Origin of the sequence: Sphingobacterium prati (assembly GCF_013167215.1) — a bacterium.
GTDB classification, from domain to species: domain Bacteria; phylum Bacteroidota; class Bacteroidia; order Sphingobacteriales; family Sphingobacteriaceae; genus Sphingobacterium; species Sphingobacterium prati.
The window spans coordinates 166,256-180,737 of record NZ_JABJWY010000016.1; the positions used below are offsets into that span (position 1 = coordinate 166,256).

At 41.6% G+C, this 14,482-nt stretch carries 15 protein-coding genes; 6 read left to right on the forward strand and 9 right to left on the reverse strand.

Features of this window, described 5'->3' with window-relative positions:
• Nucleotides 1-96: 96 nt before the first annotated feature.
• On the forward strand, nucleotides 97-930 hold the full coding sequence (locus HPC41_RS04405) for a YgdI/YgdR family lipoprotein (protein ID WP_172392760.1): 834 nt from the start codon (nucleotides 97-99) through the stop codon (nucleotides 928-930).
• A 79-nt stretch (nucleotides 931-1,009) separates the two neighbouring features.
• Here HPC41_RS04405 and HPC41_RS04410 read toward each other — a convergent pair whose 3' ends face one another.
• Genes HPC41_RS04410 through HPC41_RS04420 form a run of 3 tightly spaced genes read right to left on the reverse strand, consistent with a single transcriptional unit; the run spans nucleotide 1,010 to nucleotide 6,793 of the window.
• Nucleotides 1,010-2,107: an efflux RND transporter periplasmic adaptor subunit gene (locus HPC41_RS04410; RefSeq protein ID WP_172392761.1), complete on the reverse strand. Its 1,098-nt coding sequence runs from the start codon at nucleotides 2,105-2,107 to the stop codon at nucleotides 1,010-1,012.
• Nucleotides 2,104-5,394: an efflux RND transporter permease subunit gene (locus HPC41_RS04415; RefSeq protein WP_172392762.1), complete on the reverse strand. Its 3,291-nt coding sequence runs from the start codon at nucleotides 5,392-5,394 to the stop codon at nucleotides 2,104-2,106. The genes HPC41_RS04410 and HPC41_RS04415 overlap by 4 nt, the downstream gene beginning before the upstream one ends.
• A gap of 10 nt (nucleotides 5,395-5,404) precedes the next feature.
• Complete coding sequence (locus tag HPC41_RS04420; RefSeq protein ID WP_172392763.1) at nucleotides 5,405-6,793, reverse strand: TolC family protein; 1,389 nt, start codon at nucleotides 6,791-6,793, stop codon at nucleotides 5,405-5,407.
• A gap of 171 nt (nucleotides 6,794-6,964) precedes the next feature.
• On the opposite strand from HPC41_RS04420, the gene HPC41_RS04425 reads away from it, so the two are divergent.
• On the forward strand, nucleotides 6,965-7,975 hold the full coding sequence (locus HPC41_RS04425) for a sensor histidine kinase (protein ID WP_172392764.1): 1,011 nt from the start codon (nucleotides 6,965-6,967) through the stop codon (nucleotides 7,973-7,975).
• Nucleotides 7,976-7,977: 2 nt separating this feature from the next.
• On the forward strand, nucleotides 7,978-8,673 hold the full coding sequence (locus HPC41_RS04430; RefSeq protein ID WP_172392765.1) for a LytR/AlgR family response regulator transcription factor: 696 nt from the start codon (nucleotides 7,978-7,980) through the stop codon (nucleotides 8,671-8,673).
• Between the two features lie 122 nt (nucleotides 8,674-8,795).
• Here HPC41_RS04430 and HPC41_RS04435 read toward each other — a convergent pair whose 3' ends face one another.
• Nucleotides 8,796-9,146: an OsmC family protein gene (locus HPC41_RS04435; protein WP_246250384.1), complete on the reverse strand. Its 351-nt coding sequence runs from the start codon at nucleotides 9,144-9,146 to the stop codon at nucleotides 8,796-8,798.
• Between the two features lie 179 nt (nucleotides 9,147-9,325).
• On the opposite strand from HPC41_RS04435, the gene HPC41_RS04440 reads away from it, so the two are divergent.
• Nucleotides 9,326-9,937, forward strand: coding sequence for a Crp/Fnr family transcriptional regulator (locus HPC41_RS04440; RefSeq protein WP_246250388.1), 612 nt, complete (start codon nucleotides 9,326-9,328; stop codon nucleotides 9,935-9,937).
• 5 nt (nucleotides 9,938-9,942) lie between these two features.
• Here HPC41_RS04440 and HPC41_RS04445 read toward each other — a convergent pair whose 3' ends face one another.
• Nucleotides 9,943-10,839 (reverse strand): LysR family transcriptional regulator, encoded by an 897-nt coding sequence (locus HPC41_RS04445; protein ID WP_172392766.1) that lies wholly within the window; start codon nucleotides 10,837-10,839, stop codon nucleotides 9,943-9,945.
• Nucleotides 10,840-10,936: 97 nt separating this feature from the next.
• Between HPC41_RS04445 and HPC41_RS04450 the strand changes: the two genes are divergently transcribed.
• Together HPC41_RS04450 and HPC41_RS04455 are read left to right on the forward strand one after the other, a co-directional pair.
• Nucleotides 10,937-11,548 (forward strand): NAD(P)H-dependent oxidoreductase, encoded by a 612-nt coding sequence (locus tag HPC41_RS04450; RefSeq protein WP_172392767.1) that lies wholly within the window; start codon nucleotides 10,937-10,939, stop codon nucleotides 11,546-11,548.
• On the forward strand, nucleotides 11,545-11,835 hold the full coding sequence (locus tag HPC41_RS04455) for a putative quinol monooxygenase (protein WP_172392768.1): 291 nt from the start codon (nucleotides 11,545-11,547) through the stop codon (nucleotides 11,833-11,835). The genes HPC41_RS04450 and HPC41_RS04455 overlap by 4 nt, the downstream gene beginning before the upstream one ends.
• Nucleotides 11,836-11,956: 121 nt before the next feature.
• On the opposite strand, the gene HPC41_RS04460 is transcribed toward HPC41_RS04455, so the two are convergent.
• From HPC41_RS04460 to HPC41_RS04475, 4 genes are all read right to left on the reverse strand, one after another.
• Nucleotides 11,957-12,274 (reverse strand): hypothetical protein, encoded by a 318-nt coding sequence (locus tag HPC41_RS04460; RefSeq protein ID WP_172392769.1) that lies wholly within the window; start codon nucleotides 12,272-12,274, stop codon nucleotides 11,957-11,959.
• Between the two features lie 170 nt (nucleotides 12,275-12,444).
• Nucleotides 12,445-13,173 (reverse strand): glutamine amidotransferase-related protein, encoded by a 729-nt coding sequence (locus HPC41_RS04465; protein ID WP_172392770.1) that lies wholly within the window; start codon nucleotides 13,171-13,173, stop codon nucleotides 12,445-12,447.
• Between the two features lie 10 nt (nucleotides 13,174-13,183).
• The gene (locus HPC41_RS04470) at nucleotides 13,184-13,924 is read right to left on the reverse strand and encodes a YggS family pyridoxal phosphate-dependent enzyme (RefSeq protein WP_172392771.1); all 741 of its coding nucleotides are present in this window, start codon (nucleotides 13,922-13,924) and stop codon (nucleotides 13,184-13,186) included.
• A 9-nt stretch (nucleotides 13,925-13,933) separates the two neighbouring features.
• Nucleotides 13,934-14,473: a GNAT family N-acetyltransferase gene (locus tag HPC41_RS04475; RefSeq protein ID WP_172392772.1), complete on the reverse strand. Its 540-nt coding sequence runs from the start codon at nucleotides 14,471-14,473 to the stop codon at nucleotides 13,934-13,936.
• Nucleotides 14,474-14,482: the final 9 nt, after the last annotated feature.

Below are 14,482 nucleotides of genomic sequence, written 5' to 3' on the forward strand. Positions count from 1 at the left end.
GAATCCATGTTTGTCACGAATAATTTTTATATTAGAAGATAATGATTCCGAACCACTAGCTTACTGCTAACTATGCTAAAAAAACAATTTAATAATATGAAGAAAATAACCAAAGTCCTTATGCCAATTTGTTGCGCTTTTTTATTATCAGCATGCTCATCAAACTATCTGATGACTTTTAATGGCGGAAATTTAAAAAAGAGCGAAGAGAACGGAACTTTTTCATTCAATAATGACACGATACAGATTGATTATTCTTTTGCTGGTAAAGAGGGGAAAGTTTATATGAAAATAGAGAATAAACTGGATAAACCTATTTTGTGGGACCTGAAAAGCTCCGCATTGGTTATCAATAATAAAGCATTTAGTTATGCTGCCGAAAGTGTCCCGATTAAGGGACAGATTGATGGATCAGTAACTGGTTTTAGAAATAAAGATTTAAGTACATTCAGTGAAGATTGGGTGCGTGGATATTTCAATGGAAGCATAGGTCTTCCTAAAGATATTGTGCTTATCCCGCCGCATGCTTATGTCGACGGCAGTTACTTTGATCTTCGAAATGATGTAAAAGAAATCACAACGTCATCAAAAAAAGATAAGGTGTACATGTATGATATGAACGGAAAAAGCTATGCAGTAAAGTTGGCAAAATTTAAACAGGGCGAATCGCCATACAATCTGCGTAATTTCTTGAGTTATTCGGTACTTTCCGATGGTCAGGCAATTTCAAAAACCACCGAACAACAATTTTATGTGGAACAACTCTGGCAGACTGGGGCAGTATCGCTAAATAATATTATAGAGATATATACAAAGAGGAGTGACGTTATGGCTTACAAAGAAAAGAAGGGGCAAGATGCCTTGCTCGTGGGCGGGGTAGTGGCATTGACAGCTGCTGCTGTTGCTATTGATGATAAACAGGTCAATTAAAATGAGATAGTAATGCCTTGGCTGCATTAATAAAATAAAGACAAAAGGCCTTACTATTTTTCAGTAAGGCCTTTTGTCTTTATTTCACAGCGGTACCATCGACGATCTCTTCATCGGCTTTACTGAGGAGCCGCATGGTCGGACTAAGGCTTCCAAAGACTTCTACCTGACCATCGATACTCCGGCCTTTCTGTACGGAAACACGGCTGGTTTTATTGTCCACAACGGCGATGACAAAACTTCCTTCACCTGAGGTAAAGACTGCTGTTTTGGGAACAACAAAAGTACTATCCTGGGAAGTTAAGGGTAGTTCGACTTCGGCGACCATACCTGGAAGGAGTTTGTTGTTGGTATTGGTAATGTCGATTTCCACTCGTTCAGATCTGAATCGGCTGTCCAGCGCTCCTGACTTACGTGCGATCTTACCCGAAAACTGTTGGCCCGGCAAGGACTTTACAGTAAATTGTAGCGGTTGATTCGCTGCCAGAAAGCCAGCATACTGTTCGGGCACCGCAACGGCCAAGCGGAGCTTGCTCTGTTGCTGGATGGTCATGATGGGCATTTCCGAACCTCTTCCGGCCGGCCCGACATAAGCCCCCTGATTGACATTCCGCGTGGCGATAACGCCGTCAAATGGTGCGCGTATTTCGAGATAGTTCAACAAGTTCTGTACTTCCGCATAGGCCGATTTTGCGGCCTGAAATTGGGCAAAATCAGCGTTCTTTTTCGCTTCGGCTACCTCAAGATCCAGCCGGGCAACCGTACCTTCGACTTTACTGGTTTCAAATAATCTGTCGTAGGTGCTTTTGGTCGCCATGTAAATGGCTTCCTGTGACTTTAGCCTTGATTTTGCTGCCGACAACTGCGAGCTTAATTCCGGTGCTTCCAGGACAGCTAATAATTGGCCGGCCTGAACCCGACTGCCAATGTCAACTTTTAACGCCCGCACATAGCTGCTCACTTTGGCGTAAATTTCCACCTGCTGAAATCCGCTGATCTCGCCGGGTATTTGCATCTTGTTTGTTAGCTTCTGTTTGGACGGTACAAATGTTTCCATCGCCGGGCTGGTTGTCACTGCTGCTACTTTTTGGCCATTTTCTTCAGCAGCGGACTGACATCCGGTTAAGTAGACGAGTAGGCCGGCTGCGGATAATATTTTTAAGAAATTCTGTTTCATGCTAAAGGTTTTAATGCTGCAATATAATGTTTACTTTCTTCATCTTCGGGATCTAAGGAGATCGATTGGGTGCTACTTTTCTCTTGTGCCCAGGCAAATATCAGCGGTAATATCACCAGTACGGCAAAAGTAGAAAATAGTAAGCCTCCGATAACGGCACGTCCCAATGGGGATACCTGTTCACCGCCTTCCCCATGGCCTATTGCCATAGGCAACATCCCGACAATCATGGCCAAACTGGTCATAATAATAGGGCGTAAACGGAGTGAGGCGGCTTCGCGTGCGGCAGCCAATGCGTTTTGATTGTGCTTGCGGATATGTTCGGCATTGGTGATCAGCAGCACCGCATTAGCGATGGATACACCAACAGACATAATAATACCCATATAAGACTGCAGGTTGAGCGTTGAACCGGTCAATAAAAGCATCAGCAGGGACCCAAGGACAACAGCTGGAACAGTGGTGAGGACGACCATAGAAACTTTAAATGACTGAAAGTTGGCCGAAAGCATCAGAAATATCACGATAATCGCTACAGCTAATCCAGCCTGTAGACTATCCATTGTTTCGCTCAGCACTTTTCCTAATCCGATTTGCTCTACAGAAAGACCACGGGGTAATTCACCTAACTCTTTAATGCTACGTTGTACATCTTTAGAGGCTGTTTTTAGATCGGTATGATCAATATTGGCCGTGACGGAAATGTAAGGCATAGCACCTAAGTTGTCGTTTTCGCCATAAGTAAAGGACGGTGTAATGGTCGCGATGTCACTCAGTATTGGTCTTGACGAATTTTTTAACAGCGGAATTTCACCGATCTCTTTCTCGTCTTTCATTTTATCAATGGGTACCTGTACTTGCACATTGTAGGAGAGTCCGGCTTTTTCATCAATCCAGGTATTTTTCTCTGTATAGCGGGAGGACGATGTTGCCGCAATCAATGAGCGGGTTACTTCTGCAAGGTCAATACCTAGCTGGGCGGCACGCACCCTGTCGATATTGATGTCATAGGACGGGTATTTGATGGATTGCGTCAGCTGTACATCCCTGAAATAAGGAATAGCTTTCAGTTCTTCGATTAATTTGCCTGCATATTTTTCATTATTCTTTTTGTTCTTACCCGCGATACGTACCTCGATAGGTGTCGGCGAACCTTGGCTCAATACCTTGTCTGTGAGTTCGATCGGTTCAAAAGAGACCTGCACATCAGGAAGAGCGGCTTTGAGGCGTTTTCTGTATTCATCGCGGAAACTGTCCATATCGTGGTGATAATCTTTGAGAGCGATTTGAAAAACGGCTTCATGGGGACCTGCCATAAACAGGTAGATCGGTGATACGGAGAACTGCCCGGGGTGTTGACCAATATAAACAGACGATATGCTAATATGTTCTTTACCGACCAGTTGTTCAAGTTCAGCTAATGCCCGTTTGGCCTTTTCTTCCGTACGTTCAATGCGGGTCCCTTCGACGGCGCGGAGGCGCATCTGAAATTGACTTGAGTTGACCTTTGGAAATACGTCCTGTCCAATCGTATTGAGCAAAACGAGTACCAGGCTTATGGCACCAACCAGGTAGACGACGGTGATAATTTTCTTCTGTTTGAACAGTCGATCGATCATTTTCATAAACTGATTTCTGAATCGTTCAAACAGGCTGATTTTACCGTCGTTATTAAAATCTTCCCGTTCGACAAGAAGTTTCTTTTGATTCAGGGTATCTTGTTCGGATTCGACCGAAAGACCTGTTTCGGCAAATTGAACTTCATCTGCATTCAGTCCTTTTGGATTTATTTTATGTGCACCGGTTTTATGATGATCTTTCATGAGCCAATTGGCCATGATCGGTACAAAAGTCTGTGATAACAGGAAGGAGATGATCATGGAGAATCCGATGGACAGGGCCAGCGGTAAGAATAGGGATCCCGGAATACCTGTCATTGTAAATGCAGGTGCAAATACAGAAAGGATACACAATAAAATCAACAGCTTTGGCAGGGCAATTTCCTTACAGGCATCCCAGATTGCCAATGCTTTGGGTTTGCCCATATCGAGGTGCTGGTGTATATTCTCAATCGTCACCGTACTCTCGTCAACGAGGATGCCGATTGCCAATGCCAATCCACTCAGTGACATTAGATTGATCGTCTGTCCAAATAGTTTCAGGAACAGTACGCCGGAAATAACAGAAATTGGGATGGTTAGGATAACGATTAAAGCTGCTCTACGGTCGCCCAAAAATAATAAGACCATCAGACCGGTGAGTATTGCTCCAATAGCGCCTTCGGTGATCAAACTTTTGACGGAGTTGATGACATAGACGGATTGGTCAAATTCATAGGATAATTTGACATCTTCGGGCAAGGTATTCTGTATTTTTGGAAGTGCAGCTTTCAAATTTTGGACTACTTCCCAGGTGGAAGCATCACCGGCTTTGGCAATACTGACGTAGACCGATCGTTTGCCATTGACGAGGGCATAACCTGCCGTGACATCGGCACCATCTTTCACCGTGGCAATATCACCCAGATAGAGATTTTGTACCCCACCTTTAAAGAGTGGGATTTTCTCAAAATCCTTCACATCACGAATGGTGTTATTTGTCGGCGTAATATAGTTTTTATCTTTTATACGGACATTTCCGGCAGGTGCGGTCTGATTGTTGAGTTTTAACGCTTCGACGACCTGATCAGGAGTCATATTGTGACTGCGCATCAGATCGGGATCAACATTGACTTCGATTGTACGCGGACTACCTCCAAAAGGTGGCGGGGAAAGTAATCCTGGTATAGATGTAAATGAAGCCCGAACGTACACATTGGCCAGATCCTGTAATTCGTTGTTAGACCGTTTATCGCTGCTAAGTACCAATTGACCAACGGGAAGTGAAGATGCGTCAAACCGGATAATAAAAGGCGGTTGTGACCCCGGGGGAAAGGAAGCCTGGATCCTATTGGCGAGTGCGCTCAATTCTGCAGCTGCCTGTGCCATATTGGTATCCTCGTAATACGAGATCTTCATTAAGGTCAGGCCCTGGATGTTTTTGGTTTCAATTGACTTGACACCATTGGCAAAAAGCAGGATATTGACGTAGTTTTTGGCAAAATAAGACTCCATCTGATCTGGAGAGTAACCCCCAAAGGGGTGTGCAATATAAATAACAGGAAGGTTCATTTTGGGTAAAATGTCGACCTTGATCGTGCGTACTGCGCCAATTCCAAATACAATAAGTCCCATGACCAGTACAAGAATGGATATCGGCTTACGTAAGGCAAAACGTATTAAATTCATGCTGTGTTATTTATAATTCTTTGTTGAAAATATCGAAATCTCCAGCTGCAGCAGCTTTCAGTAACAGTGACTGCCACAGGTTGATATGGACGATTTCGCGATCTGTTTCGGCTCTATTCAGGGTATATAAGGTCTGGGTGACATCCACAAGTGTCGCCAGGCCGTTCTTGTACATGGCCATCTTCTGATTGTAGGCCTGTAGGGCAGCTGACACCTGTCTTGGTGCTTCGATATCGCTCTGCTGGGCTAACTTGATTTTAACATCAGCGGCATCGAGCTGCGCGGCAAATTGCGCCGCAGTAGTTTGATATTCCTCCCGCAAGGCATCGTTGGTGTACCGCTGTGCACTGATTTTTTTGTTGACACGCGCGATTGAGGTTAGGTTCCAGTTGATCCCCAAACCCAAAAGATAGTTTTGTCGGTTGGGACGAATACCTTCCCAATAATTTCTTGTAAAGGCTTGAAGGTCTGTAGTGTAATCGCTTTTGAAGCCGGATCCCCTTGCCTGGAAAACTCCGAAAGCGGAGAGGGTTGGTAAAAATTCTTTGTTTGAAAGCTTCAGCTGTTGTTCGCCCACTTCAATCCGGCTTTTGTAATATTGAAGTACCGGATTGTTGTCTACCAAAGTCGGGACGGTGTTCAGCAGCTGAGCCGGTGTTTTTGTTACTAGGGAAGTGTCAATCTGAAGGTCTGTCGAATTGATTCCCATCAATACCGTTAATTTGTTGTTTTGCTCCTTCACATTCTCTCCGGCCTGATTCAAACTGATCTTCGCGCGGGAGACCTCTGCCGAAGCCAAGGTTGAATCGACACCGGGTAAAATTCCGTTCTTGGCTTTAGTGGCCGCGATGTTAAAGAATACCAGCGCGCGGTCAAGGTTTTTCTGTTGATTTTTTTGGAGGCGTTGGCTCGCCAGAAGATTCAGGTAGGCTGCGGCAATCTTGATCTTGTGTTGAAACTGTTCTTGTTGAAGATCAATTTCCAGACGTTTGCTGTCCGCTTTGCTCAGTTCAATGCGTTCTTTTTTACGACCAAAGGTATAGATATCCCAATTGATGTTGACGAGATAGAGCGCTCCGAATGCGGAATTCCAGTTTTGTTCAGGAAGTGCCGCCCCCGAAGACGCAACCCCCAGTCCACCAAATCCATATAACGGACCATTTTGTCCGTTGATGGTGCCATAATCTTGTTGGGCTACAACGGTCAAATTGGGCCAGAAGTCACGTTTTACCTGTTCGTTGGTCTGTAGTGAAGATTGGAAATAATACGCTTTCGCCTTGATAATTCCATAATTTGCCAGACCTTGGTCCACAGCATCACGAATGGTAAGCTTTTGTGCAAATAAGGTTGAGGTCGCAAGTGATACAGCCAATGACAGCACTAAATTCAATTTCAGCATAGGTTATATATCATTTTATGGACACGAAGATAAGGACCATGTCTGCTGTAAAGTCCGTTTAAAATGATCTATAGCGTTTAAAAGTGACCAATTTAATTCGTCATTTATTTTTCGGTGGTTATAAACTTAATACTTTTACTTTGTAACAGATTTTTAACAAAACAAGGGATTATGAGAAAGGTGCTGGAGAATAAGATCATACAGGAAATTACATTATTGATCTTTTCGTTTATCCTCTTTACGTTGAATGACTGGATCCTTATTTTAAGCTGGAAAGGTTTTTTAATGGGGGTGATCTATTTTCTGATCTTATACGTTCATGCACAGGTAAATCGTTTTTTTCTGCTTCCGCTGCTACTGAAAAAGAATAAAGCCGTACTGTATGGGCTGTCCTCCATCGCAATACTGCTGGTTTTTGCCCTCATTCTAAAAGAAATAACGGAAAATGTAATCTACAAAAATTGTTTTCTGTACAAAAATCTTGCTCAGAAAACATTTCATTACCAATTGGGGGTATTATTAGGATCGTTAATCTGTATTTTGGGCAGTATCCAATTTATCGAATTCTATCGCTTCCAGCGATTGAAAACACGTAGAGAATTGCTTTCCAACCAGACGCAGTTGTCTAATTTGAAAAAACAGTTGAATCCTCATTTTTTGTTCAATACATTAAATACCATTTACGGCATCAGCCTCAAATTTCCCGAACGTACTTCTGAACTGATTATCAAGGTGTCACAATTGCTGCGTTATCAGATGGAAAGTAGCGACAAGGAATTTGTTTCAATGGATGATGAGATTGATTTTATTTCGAGTTACATTGAATTGGAACGTGAACGGTTGGGCTATCGAACCAAGATTGACTTTGATTATCAACGGGAAGAAGGGGTAAAGTACCAGATTGCGCCAATGCTACTGATTACGTTTGTTGAAAATGCTTTTAAACATGGTACCTGTAGTATAGAAGATTGTTACGTAGCGATTTCCATCAAGATTGAAAAAGGGAACTTATATTTGCATGTACGGAATTCCGTTCCTGTCAAAAAACGCAATGTTTTTTCGGCAAAAATAGGTCTGGAAAATACAGTAGCGCGATTGAAGTTGTTATATCCCAACCGCTATCAGTTAAATACAAATGCAAGTAAAGAAGAGTTTGAGGTGTCCTTAGTCATAAATCTTTAGCCATGGAGAAAAATAGATGTATTGTGGTTGACGACGAACCAGCTGCACATTATGTATTGGTAAATTATATCGAAAGAAGTGCTGATCTGGAATTGGTAGCCCAATGTTACAACGCTTTTGAAGCGTTGGAATATTTACGGAATAATACGGTTGACTTGATTTTCTTGGATATCGATATGCCTGAGATCACAGGAATGGAATTCCTGAGAATGTTGGACAGTCCACCTAAAACGATATTAACAACAGCTTACTCAGAGTATGCATTGGAGAGCTATGACTACGGCGTTGTTGATTATTTATTAAAACCGATATCTTTTCCCCGTTTTTTTAAGGCTGTACAACGTTTTCTTTCCTACACGAATAGTCTGGTGCCACAAGAGGAGGAACCAAAAGCAATTAGTATCCGCATGGATGGTCGGTTGATTGAAGTGAAGCTTGCTCAAATTGATTTTATTCAAAGTTTTGGTAATTATGTGAAAATTGTGACACCGGCGCAGACATACCTTACGGCCAGTACCACCCAACAGATTTTAAAACAAGTACCTGCATCCAAATTTATCCGTATCCATAAATCGTATATTGCCTCTATCAATAAGGTCAGTAAGTATGAGCATGGTATGGTGCAGATCAATGATACAAACCTACCCGTTGGGATTACTTTTAGAAGGGAACTACAAGAGCGCTTAGGGAATAGGTAAGATTATTCTTCAGCGCTTACATGAGGTTGATGGATCACGGGAAAATTCAGTGAATTCGCGATAAAGCAATATTCATTGGCTTTTTTGTGAAGTGCTATCGCTTTGGCGATCATTTCTGGTCGCTATACACGGATCGAGGGGCTAAGTACGACCTCTTTAAAAAAGCCCTTGCCACTTTCTTCTTCCACCATTGTTCCTATGGCATGATCGATGTACGATTCCACAATAATATTGTTGACCGAACAGAAATGAAGATACCATAGCATATGGCAGGAAGATAACGAAGCAAGTAGTAGTTCTTCAGGATTGTGCTTGTTGGGATCCCCGCGAAATGCCGGATCAGAAGAGCCCTGGATAATCACTTTGTCCTTTATGCTGATCTGGTGACTTCGTTCATAGTTTTTATAATGATCTGTACCACTTCCTAAATTGCCCGTCCATTCAACGGTCGCTTTATATTGATGTTCTTTCATCGACAAATGATGTTTTTATTGCTTAATCCTTGTGAAGTTATAAAATATCAGAGATATATTTCCAATAAAATCCGATAGTCTAGGGAGTTGCTCCGGGTTTGGCAATCCTCTTGTCCGGGCGGACTTCCTTAGCTTTCTAAAGGGAATAAAACAATTGTCGGAAACCTTGGTTCAGATTTATGGATAAACTATATTTGTCGTATACCAATCAGTATTATCGTATGGATCAAAAGCTATTAGCGGAGAGTCTCCTGAATCAGATTCATCTCAATGCGGAGGAGAGGGAGCTTTTCTTCTCTTTTGTTAAAGAGAAGAAGGTTAAAAAAAAACAATTTCTATTGTTGGAGGGGGATATCAGTCGTTATGCGCTATTTGTCGTTTCGGGCTGTCTGCGCAGTTATTGTGTAGATGAAAATGGTTATCAGTATATTCAGCAATTTGCTCCCGAAGGCTGGTGGATAGGGGATATGTATAGCCTCGTAACAGGCCAACCTGGACATCTTGCCGTGGATGCTGTATTTGATTCTGAGATCGCAATGATCGCAAAGGCAGATCTGAATAAGCTGTACAAGGAAATCCCACAATTGAATATTTACTTCAGGGTACTTGCAGAGAACGCCTTGGTATATTACCAAAGCCGTGCGATGGAAAACCTTCGTTTGACTGCTAAGGAACGTTATGAACGATTTTGCACACGGTACCCCACCCTGATCGCCTGCCTACCGCAAAAGCAAGTGGCAGCTTATATCGGCGTGACTCCCGAATTCTTAAGTAAGATGCTGAATCAATAAGGAAGCTACCATTTTTCCTGTAACAATGTTTCCAATTGACTGATTTCCTCTTGGTACATTGTTTTCTTACGTGTTCCAAAATAAAGTGTGTTCTCAACAGGAGATTGACCTTCCCATACAAGTTTGATTTTGCCCGAAGCAATAGCCTCTGCACATAAAAAATCGGGAACAATGGAAAAGCCTTTATTGTTGCTAAGACACCGTATAATGGAACTGATATTGGGCACAATGTAATTGGGGCTGAAATCTGGATGTTCGCCAAAATGCGTTGACCAGAAATTTCTGAGGTGATCCATATCTGCTGCGGTACTGTACCATAATTGTTTTTTTAAGAGCTGAGAAGCTTCCTTAATCTTACTGTCCTGCAATAAGACTTCTACGTCAGCAGTATCTGTCTGGCAACCGGCAATCAATACGATGCGTTCTTTCGAAAAGGCCTCATAAATCAAATTCTGTTGATTGCCCTTTTGCGGTGTTATAATCAAGTCGAGCAGACCATTGTCCAGATCTTGTTGCATCTGCGGGTATTCACCAAATTTAATGATCAGGTTAAATGGAAGTTGCGCAATATGCTCCTCTAAGGTATATTGGAAGGTTTCAAAGCACATCCCGATGCTTATGGTAATACGTTCATCGAGCGCCCGTTTGTGAAAGTGCTGTTCGCCTGTCTCAAGCTTCTTAAGCGGATCAATTATATAGTTGTATAAAATTTTACCTTTCTCGGTCGGCACCATTCTACGTGCTGAACGATCGAATAGTCTGTGTCCAGTAAAAGCTTCCAAAGAGTTGAGGTGCAAGCTTACACCAGGTTGCGAAATAAACAATTCTTGTGCTGCTGCAGACAGTGTACCGGTCTCATAGATCGCTTTAAAAGTGCGAAGCCATTCTAAGTTCCATTTCATATCTATTATTTTAATGATACAAATATACAATTTAAATTATTTGTATTATCTATAATAATGATAGAAATTTGTATTATCAATAAGAAAAATTATAGAAATGAATATATTTATTATCAATGGCGGACAGGAATTCGCACACTCGGGTGGTTCTTTTAATACCACAATTACGAATTGGACGGTACAAACTTTAGGTAAAAACGGATTTGAAACCCGTGTGACAAATGTAAATGATGCATTTGATCCAATGGTAGAAGCAGAAAATTTTAAATGGGCGGATATTATTGTGTATCATTTTCCTGTATGGTGGTTTCAGGTACCCAATCGTCTGAAGCTTTATATCGATGAAGTTTTTACGGCTGGACATAATAATGGAATTTATAGGAGTGATGGTCGTTCACGTAAGAATCCCGCAATCAATTATGGCACCGGTGGTCTAATGCATGGAAAAAAGTATTTTGTAACCTCGAGTTGGAATGCGCCAGATACGGCATTTACGATGGAAGGAGAGTTTTTCGACCAACATTCTGTCGATGAAGGTGTCCTGTTTGGTTTCCATAAGATGAATCAATTTGCGGGTCTGGAAAGTATTGGAAGTTTCCATTTCCATGATATGGAAAAAGGTGCGACACAAGAGCGCGTCGATAATTATGAAAAGGAGTATAAAGAATATCTGGAAGAAGTATTTTACTTTGAGAATCAATTATCATGAGGATTTATATAACTGCTATTTTAAAAGCAAATCCGGTGTACCGAGGCGAAGTTATGGCCGCTTTGCAACATATGGTCGAAGAGAGTCGTAAAGAAGCTGCTTGTGTTCAATATGACCTACATCAGACGACTGAGGATGAGAACCAATTTATCTTTTATGAAATTTGGGAAAGCCGAGCGGGATTGGATCATCATAATCAGCAGCCTTATATTCTTGCGTTTGGTGAAATGGCTGGTGAGAAGTTGCAAGAGGACCCTCAGATTTATTTAATGGAAAGAATAGCTTAATTCCATTTTGGCAGGAGTGTTAAAACTTCTGGCCTAAGCAAAGGGATAACTACACACATCGCTATATGAAAATTTGTGGAGATCATTCGTGTTAGCGTTGCAAACTACAAGCTGCTTATTGTTATTTGTCGACACGAATGATTTTATTGGTTCCTTTTTCTACGCCGATCGTAAGCAAATCCCGTTGTTTTAAACTCTTTTGTAAAAGGTTTAATTCATCCTTTCGTTCGGCATTTTTGTTATCCAGCCAAAAAGAAGCGGCCATCATACCGATCTGTATTCTGTAAACCGAATCTTGTTCAGGTACAACCTGTTCAATAATTTGGTTTTCATACCAGATCAGATTTTCATCATTCTTTTTTATGGAACAGGAAAAGAGCAAAAGACCTGTGATTAATAAAAGACTTCCGTACAAAAGATACTTAAATTTAAAATCCATCAGCGTTTTGTTTGATCATTAAATCTACAGTTTTTTTCTATACCTGACCGCTAAAATATACGATAAATCTGGTATTGGTTGTATTATTTTCAGCGGAGCTTGGTATACAAGGTGGAGATAGCTTAGCGTTTACTCGCTGAACGATACGTATTTTTACTACGGAATTCCTTTTAAATGCTATTTTGTTGCTGATATGCAGCTTCCAAGTGATCAAGAAATTGAAATAGCTTGTTGTTCATGTCGGCATAATCATAGCCACGGATTTCATCCGGAGCCTGCACAAATTTATGCTGTTGGCTTTTGTGTAAAAGGTCTTTTTCGGAATGGATCAGTGGTTCGATAACTTCTGAATTGAGTTCCATATGGCATTGGAAGCCGTACACCAGATCGGCGTATTTTACGATCTGCCGCGGACAGCCGGCACTGGTTGCGAGTACCTGACTGGCTGTACTGATTCCGGGCATATCATTATGCCAATGGCCGACAGCCAGAAATTTACCAAAATGCTGTATTTTCCCATCCTGTAAACCGTCTTCAGTTAGTTGGATCGTGAAGACACCTATTTCTTTTTCTGGGCTAGGTTCGTATGTTGCCCCCATGGCTTGACCAATTAACTGTGCTCCGAGACAAACTCCAACAACGGCTTTATCAGCGTGAATGCATTGTGTGATCAATGCAATTTCAGCAGCGGCATTATAATAGGGATATGCTTGTTGAGGCGAATCTGGGCTCTGGGGCCCACCCATAATAACCAGTAAATCTATTGCAGTGCAGTCTAGCGGTAGCACATCATAGCGATATACCCTGGAGAAAGTTATTGTATGTTGCCGCTCGACTGCCCAATCCAAGTAAGCCCCTGGAGCCTCAAACTCTTCATGTTGAATAAAATGAATATGCATAAATTGTATTTTAAATCAACTGTTTATTTTCATTCCAATAATAACTATCAGGAGTATTTCGCTGACCGAATATTGCAGTACCCACCCGTACAATAGTTGCGCCTTCAGCGATAGCAATATCCAGATCACCGCTCATCCCCATGGATAGTTCTTGCATGGCTACGTTTGGGATATCGAGTTCAACAATTTCTTGTTGAATCTGTTTGAGTAACTGGAAACACTTGCGTATTTGTTCAGCCTCGGTACTCAGGAGACCGATCGTCATCAGCCCTCTTATATGCAAGGTGCTGAAAGTTGCAATCTGCCTGACAAGGTCAATGACCTGATCTGGGGCAACACCATATTTACTTTTTTCGTAAGATGTGTTTACCTGAATGAGTATATCTAAGGATTTATTTTCAGAATTGAGTCTTTGATGTAGCTTCTGAGCCAACTCCAGTCGGTCCACAGATTGCACGCAGGAGATATTGTACCTAAGAATTTCTTTGATTTTATTGGTTTGTAGGTGTCCGATAAAATGACTGCAGTGAGGAATTTCCTGCAGATCTTCATATTTCTCCTTTAATTCCTGCACTTTGTTTTCGGCAATTAAGGTCTGTCCAGCTTGTAAAGCGATTTTAATACGTTCCGCTGTTACGGTTTTTGTTGCGAGCAGTAATTTTACTTCCTGTGGATCCCGGCTGCTTGTTTCGCAGGCCTTTTCAATACGCCGCAGTATCGCATTTATATTGTCGATAATAGTCGCGTTCATTCTTTGGAATTATTGATTAACTATATTTTTTTTCATCATAATATCGGTTTGCTCATCGTCACCTAATCTAAAAATATGTTTATCGAAGGGGATGAAACCATTTTTTTTATAGAAGCTAATTGCACGAAGGTTTTCCTCCCAAACGCCCAACCAAATAAACTGTACGTTTTTTAACTTAGCCACCTCCAATGCTTTTTCATAGAGGAGCTGCCCCGCTTTTTTTCCGTGAAATTCCTGTAGTACATAAATACGTTCTATTTCTAGTGCATGTTCATGCTGTAATTCGGTTTGTGCCTGTTCGCTATTTATTTTGAGGTAACCAATCATGCTATCATCTTGTTGTGCAAAATAAAATTCCGACCCTTGATTGCTCAATTCGGCTAGTAGTGTTTCCTTTGAAAACTTTTCTGCCAAATATTTCGCCATATTGGCTGCTGTATTGCCCTCAGAAAATGTTTCTGCGAAAGTCTTCTGACCTATGCTTTGCAATAGATCAATATCTGTCATTTTGACTTTAAGGATTTTTATGTCTGTTGAATTTTTGTTCATTTTACGTAT

Bases quoted from the DNA above. Each gene is read 5' to 3' on its own strand.
- HPC41_RS04405 (WP_172392760.1), top strand. From the start codon at position 97: ATGAAGAAAATAACCAAAGTCCTTATGCCAATTTGTTGCGCTTTTTTA.
- HPC41_RS04410 (WP_172392761.1), bottom strand. From the start codon at position 2,107: ATGAAACAGAATTTCTTAAAAATATTATCCGCAGCCGGCCTACTCGTC.
- HPC41_RS04415 (WP_172392762.1), bottom strand. From the start codon at position 5,394: ATGAATTTAATACGTTTTGCCTTACGTAAGCCGATATCCATTCTTGTA.
- HPC41_RS04420 (WP_172392763.1), bottom strand. From the start codon at position 6,793: ATGCTGAAATTGAATTTAGTGCTGTCATTGGCTGTATCACTTGCGACC.
- HPC41_RS04425 (WP_172392764.1), top strand. From the start codon at position 6,965: ATGAGAAAGGTGCTGGAGAATAAGATCATACAGGAAATTACATTATTG.
- HPC41_RS04430 (WP_172392765.1), top strand. From the start codon at position 7,978: ATGGAGAAAAATAGATGTATTGTGGTTGACGACGAACCAGCTGCACAT.
- HPC41_RS04435 (WP_246250384.1), bottom strand. From the start codon at position 9,146: ATGAAAGAACATCAATATAAAGCGACCGTTGAATGGACGGGCAATTTA.
- HPC41_RS04440 (WP_246250388.1), top strand. From the start codon at position 9,326: ATGGATAAACTATATTTGTCGTATACCAATCAGTATTATCGTATGGAT.
- HPC41_RS04445 (WP_172392766.1), bottom strand. From the start codon at position 10,839: ATGAAATGGAACTTAGAATGGCTTCGCACTTTTAAAGCGATCTATGAG.
- HPC41_RS04450 (WP_172392767.1), top strand. From the start codon at position 10,937: ATGAATATATTTATTATCAATGGCGGACAGGAATTCGCACACTCGGGT.
- HPC41_RS04455 (WP_172392768.1), top strand. From the start codon at position 11,545: ATGAGGATTTATATAACTGCTATTTTAAAAGCAAATCCGGTGTACCGA.
- HPC41_RS04460 (WP_172392769.1), bottom strand. From the start codon at position 12,274: ATGGATTTTAAATTTAAGTATCTTTTGTACGGAAGTCTTTTATTAATC.
- HPC41_RS04465 (WP_172392770.1), bottom strand. From the start codon at position 13,173: ATGCATATTCATTTTATTCAACATGAAGAGTTTGAGGCTCCAGGGGCT.
- HPC41_RS04470 (WP_172392771.1), bottom strand. From the start codon at position 13,924: ATGAACGCGACTATTATCGACAATATAAATGCGATACTGCGGCGTATT.
- HPC41_RS04475 (WP_172392772.1), bottom strand. From the start codon at position 14,473: ATGAACAAAAATTCAACAGACATAAAAATCCTTAAAGTCAAAATGACA.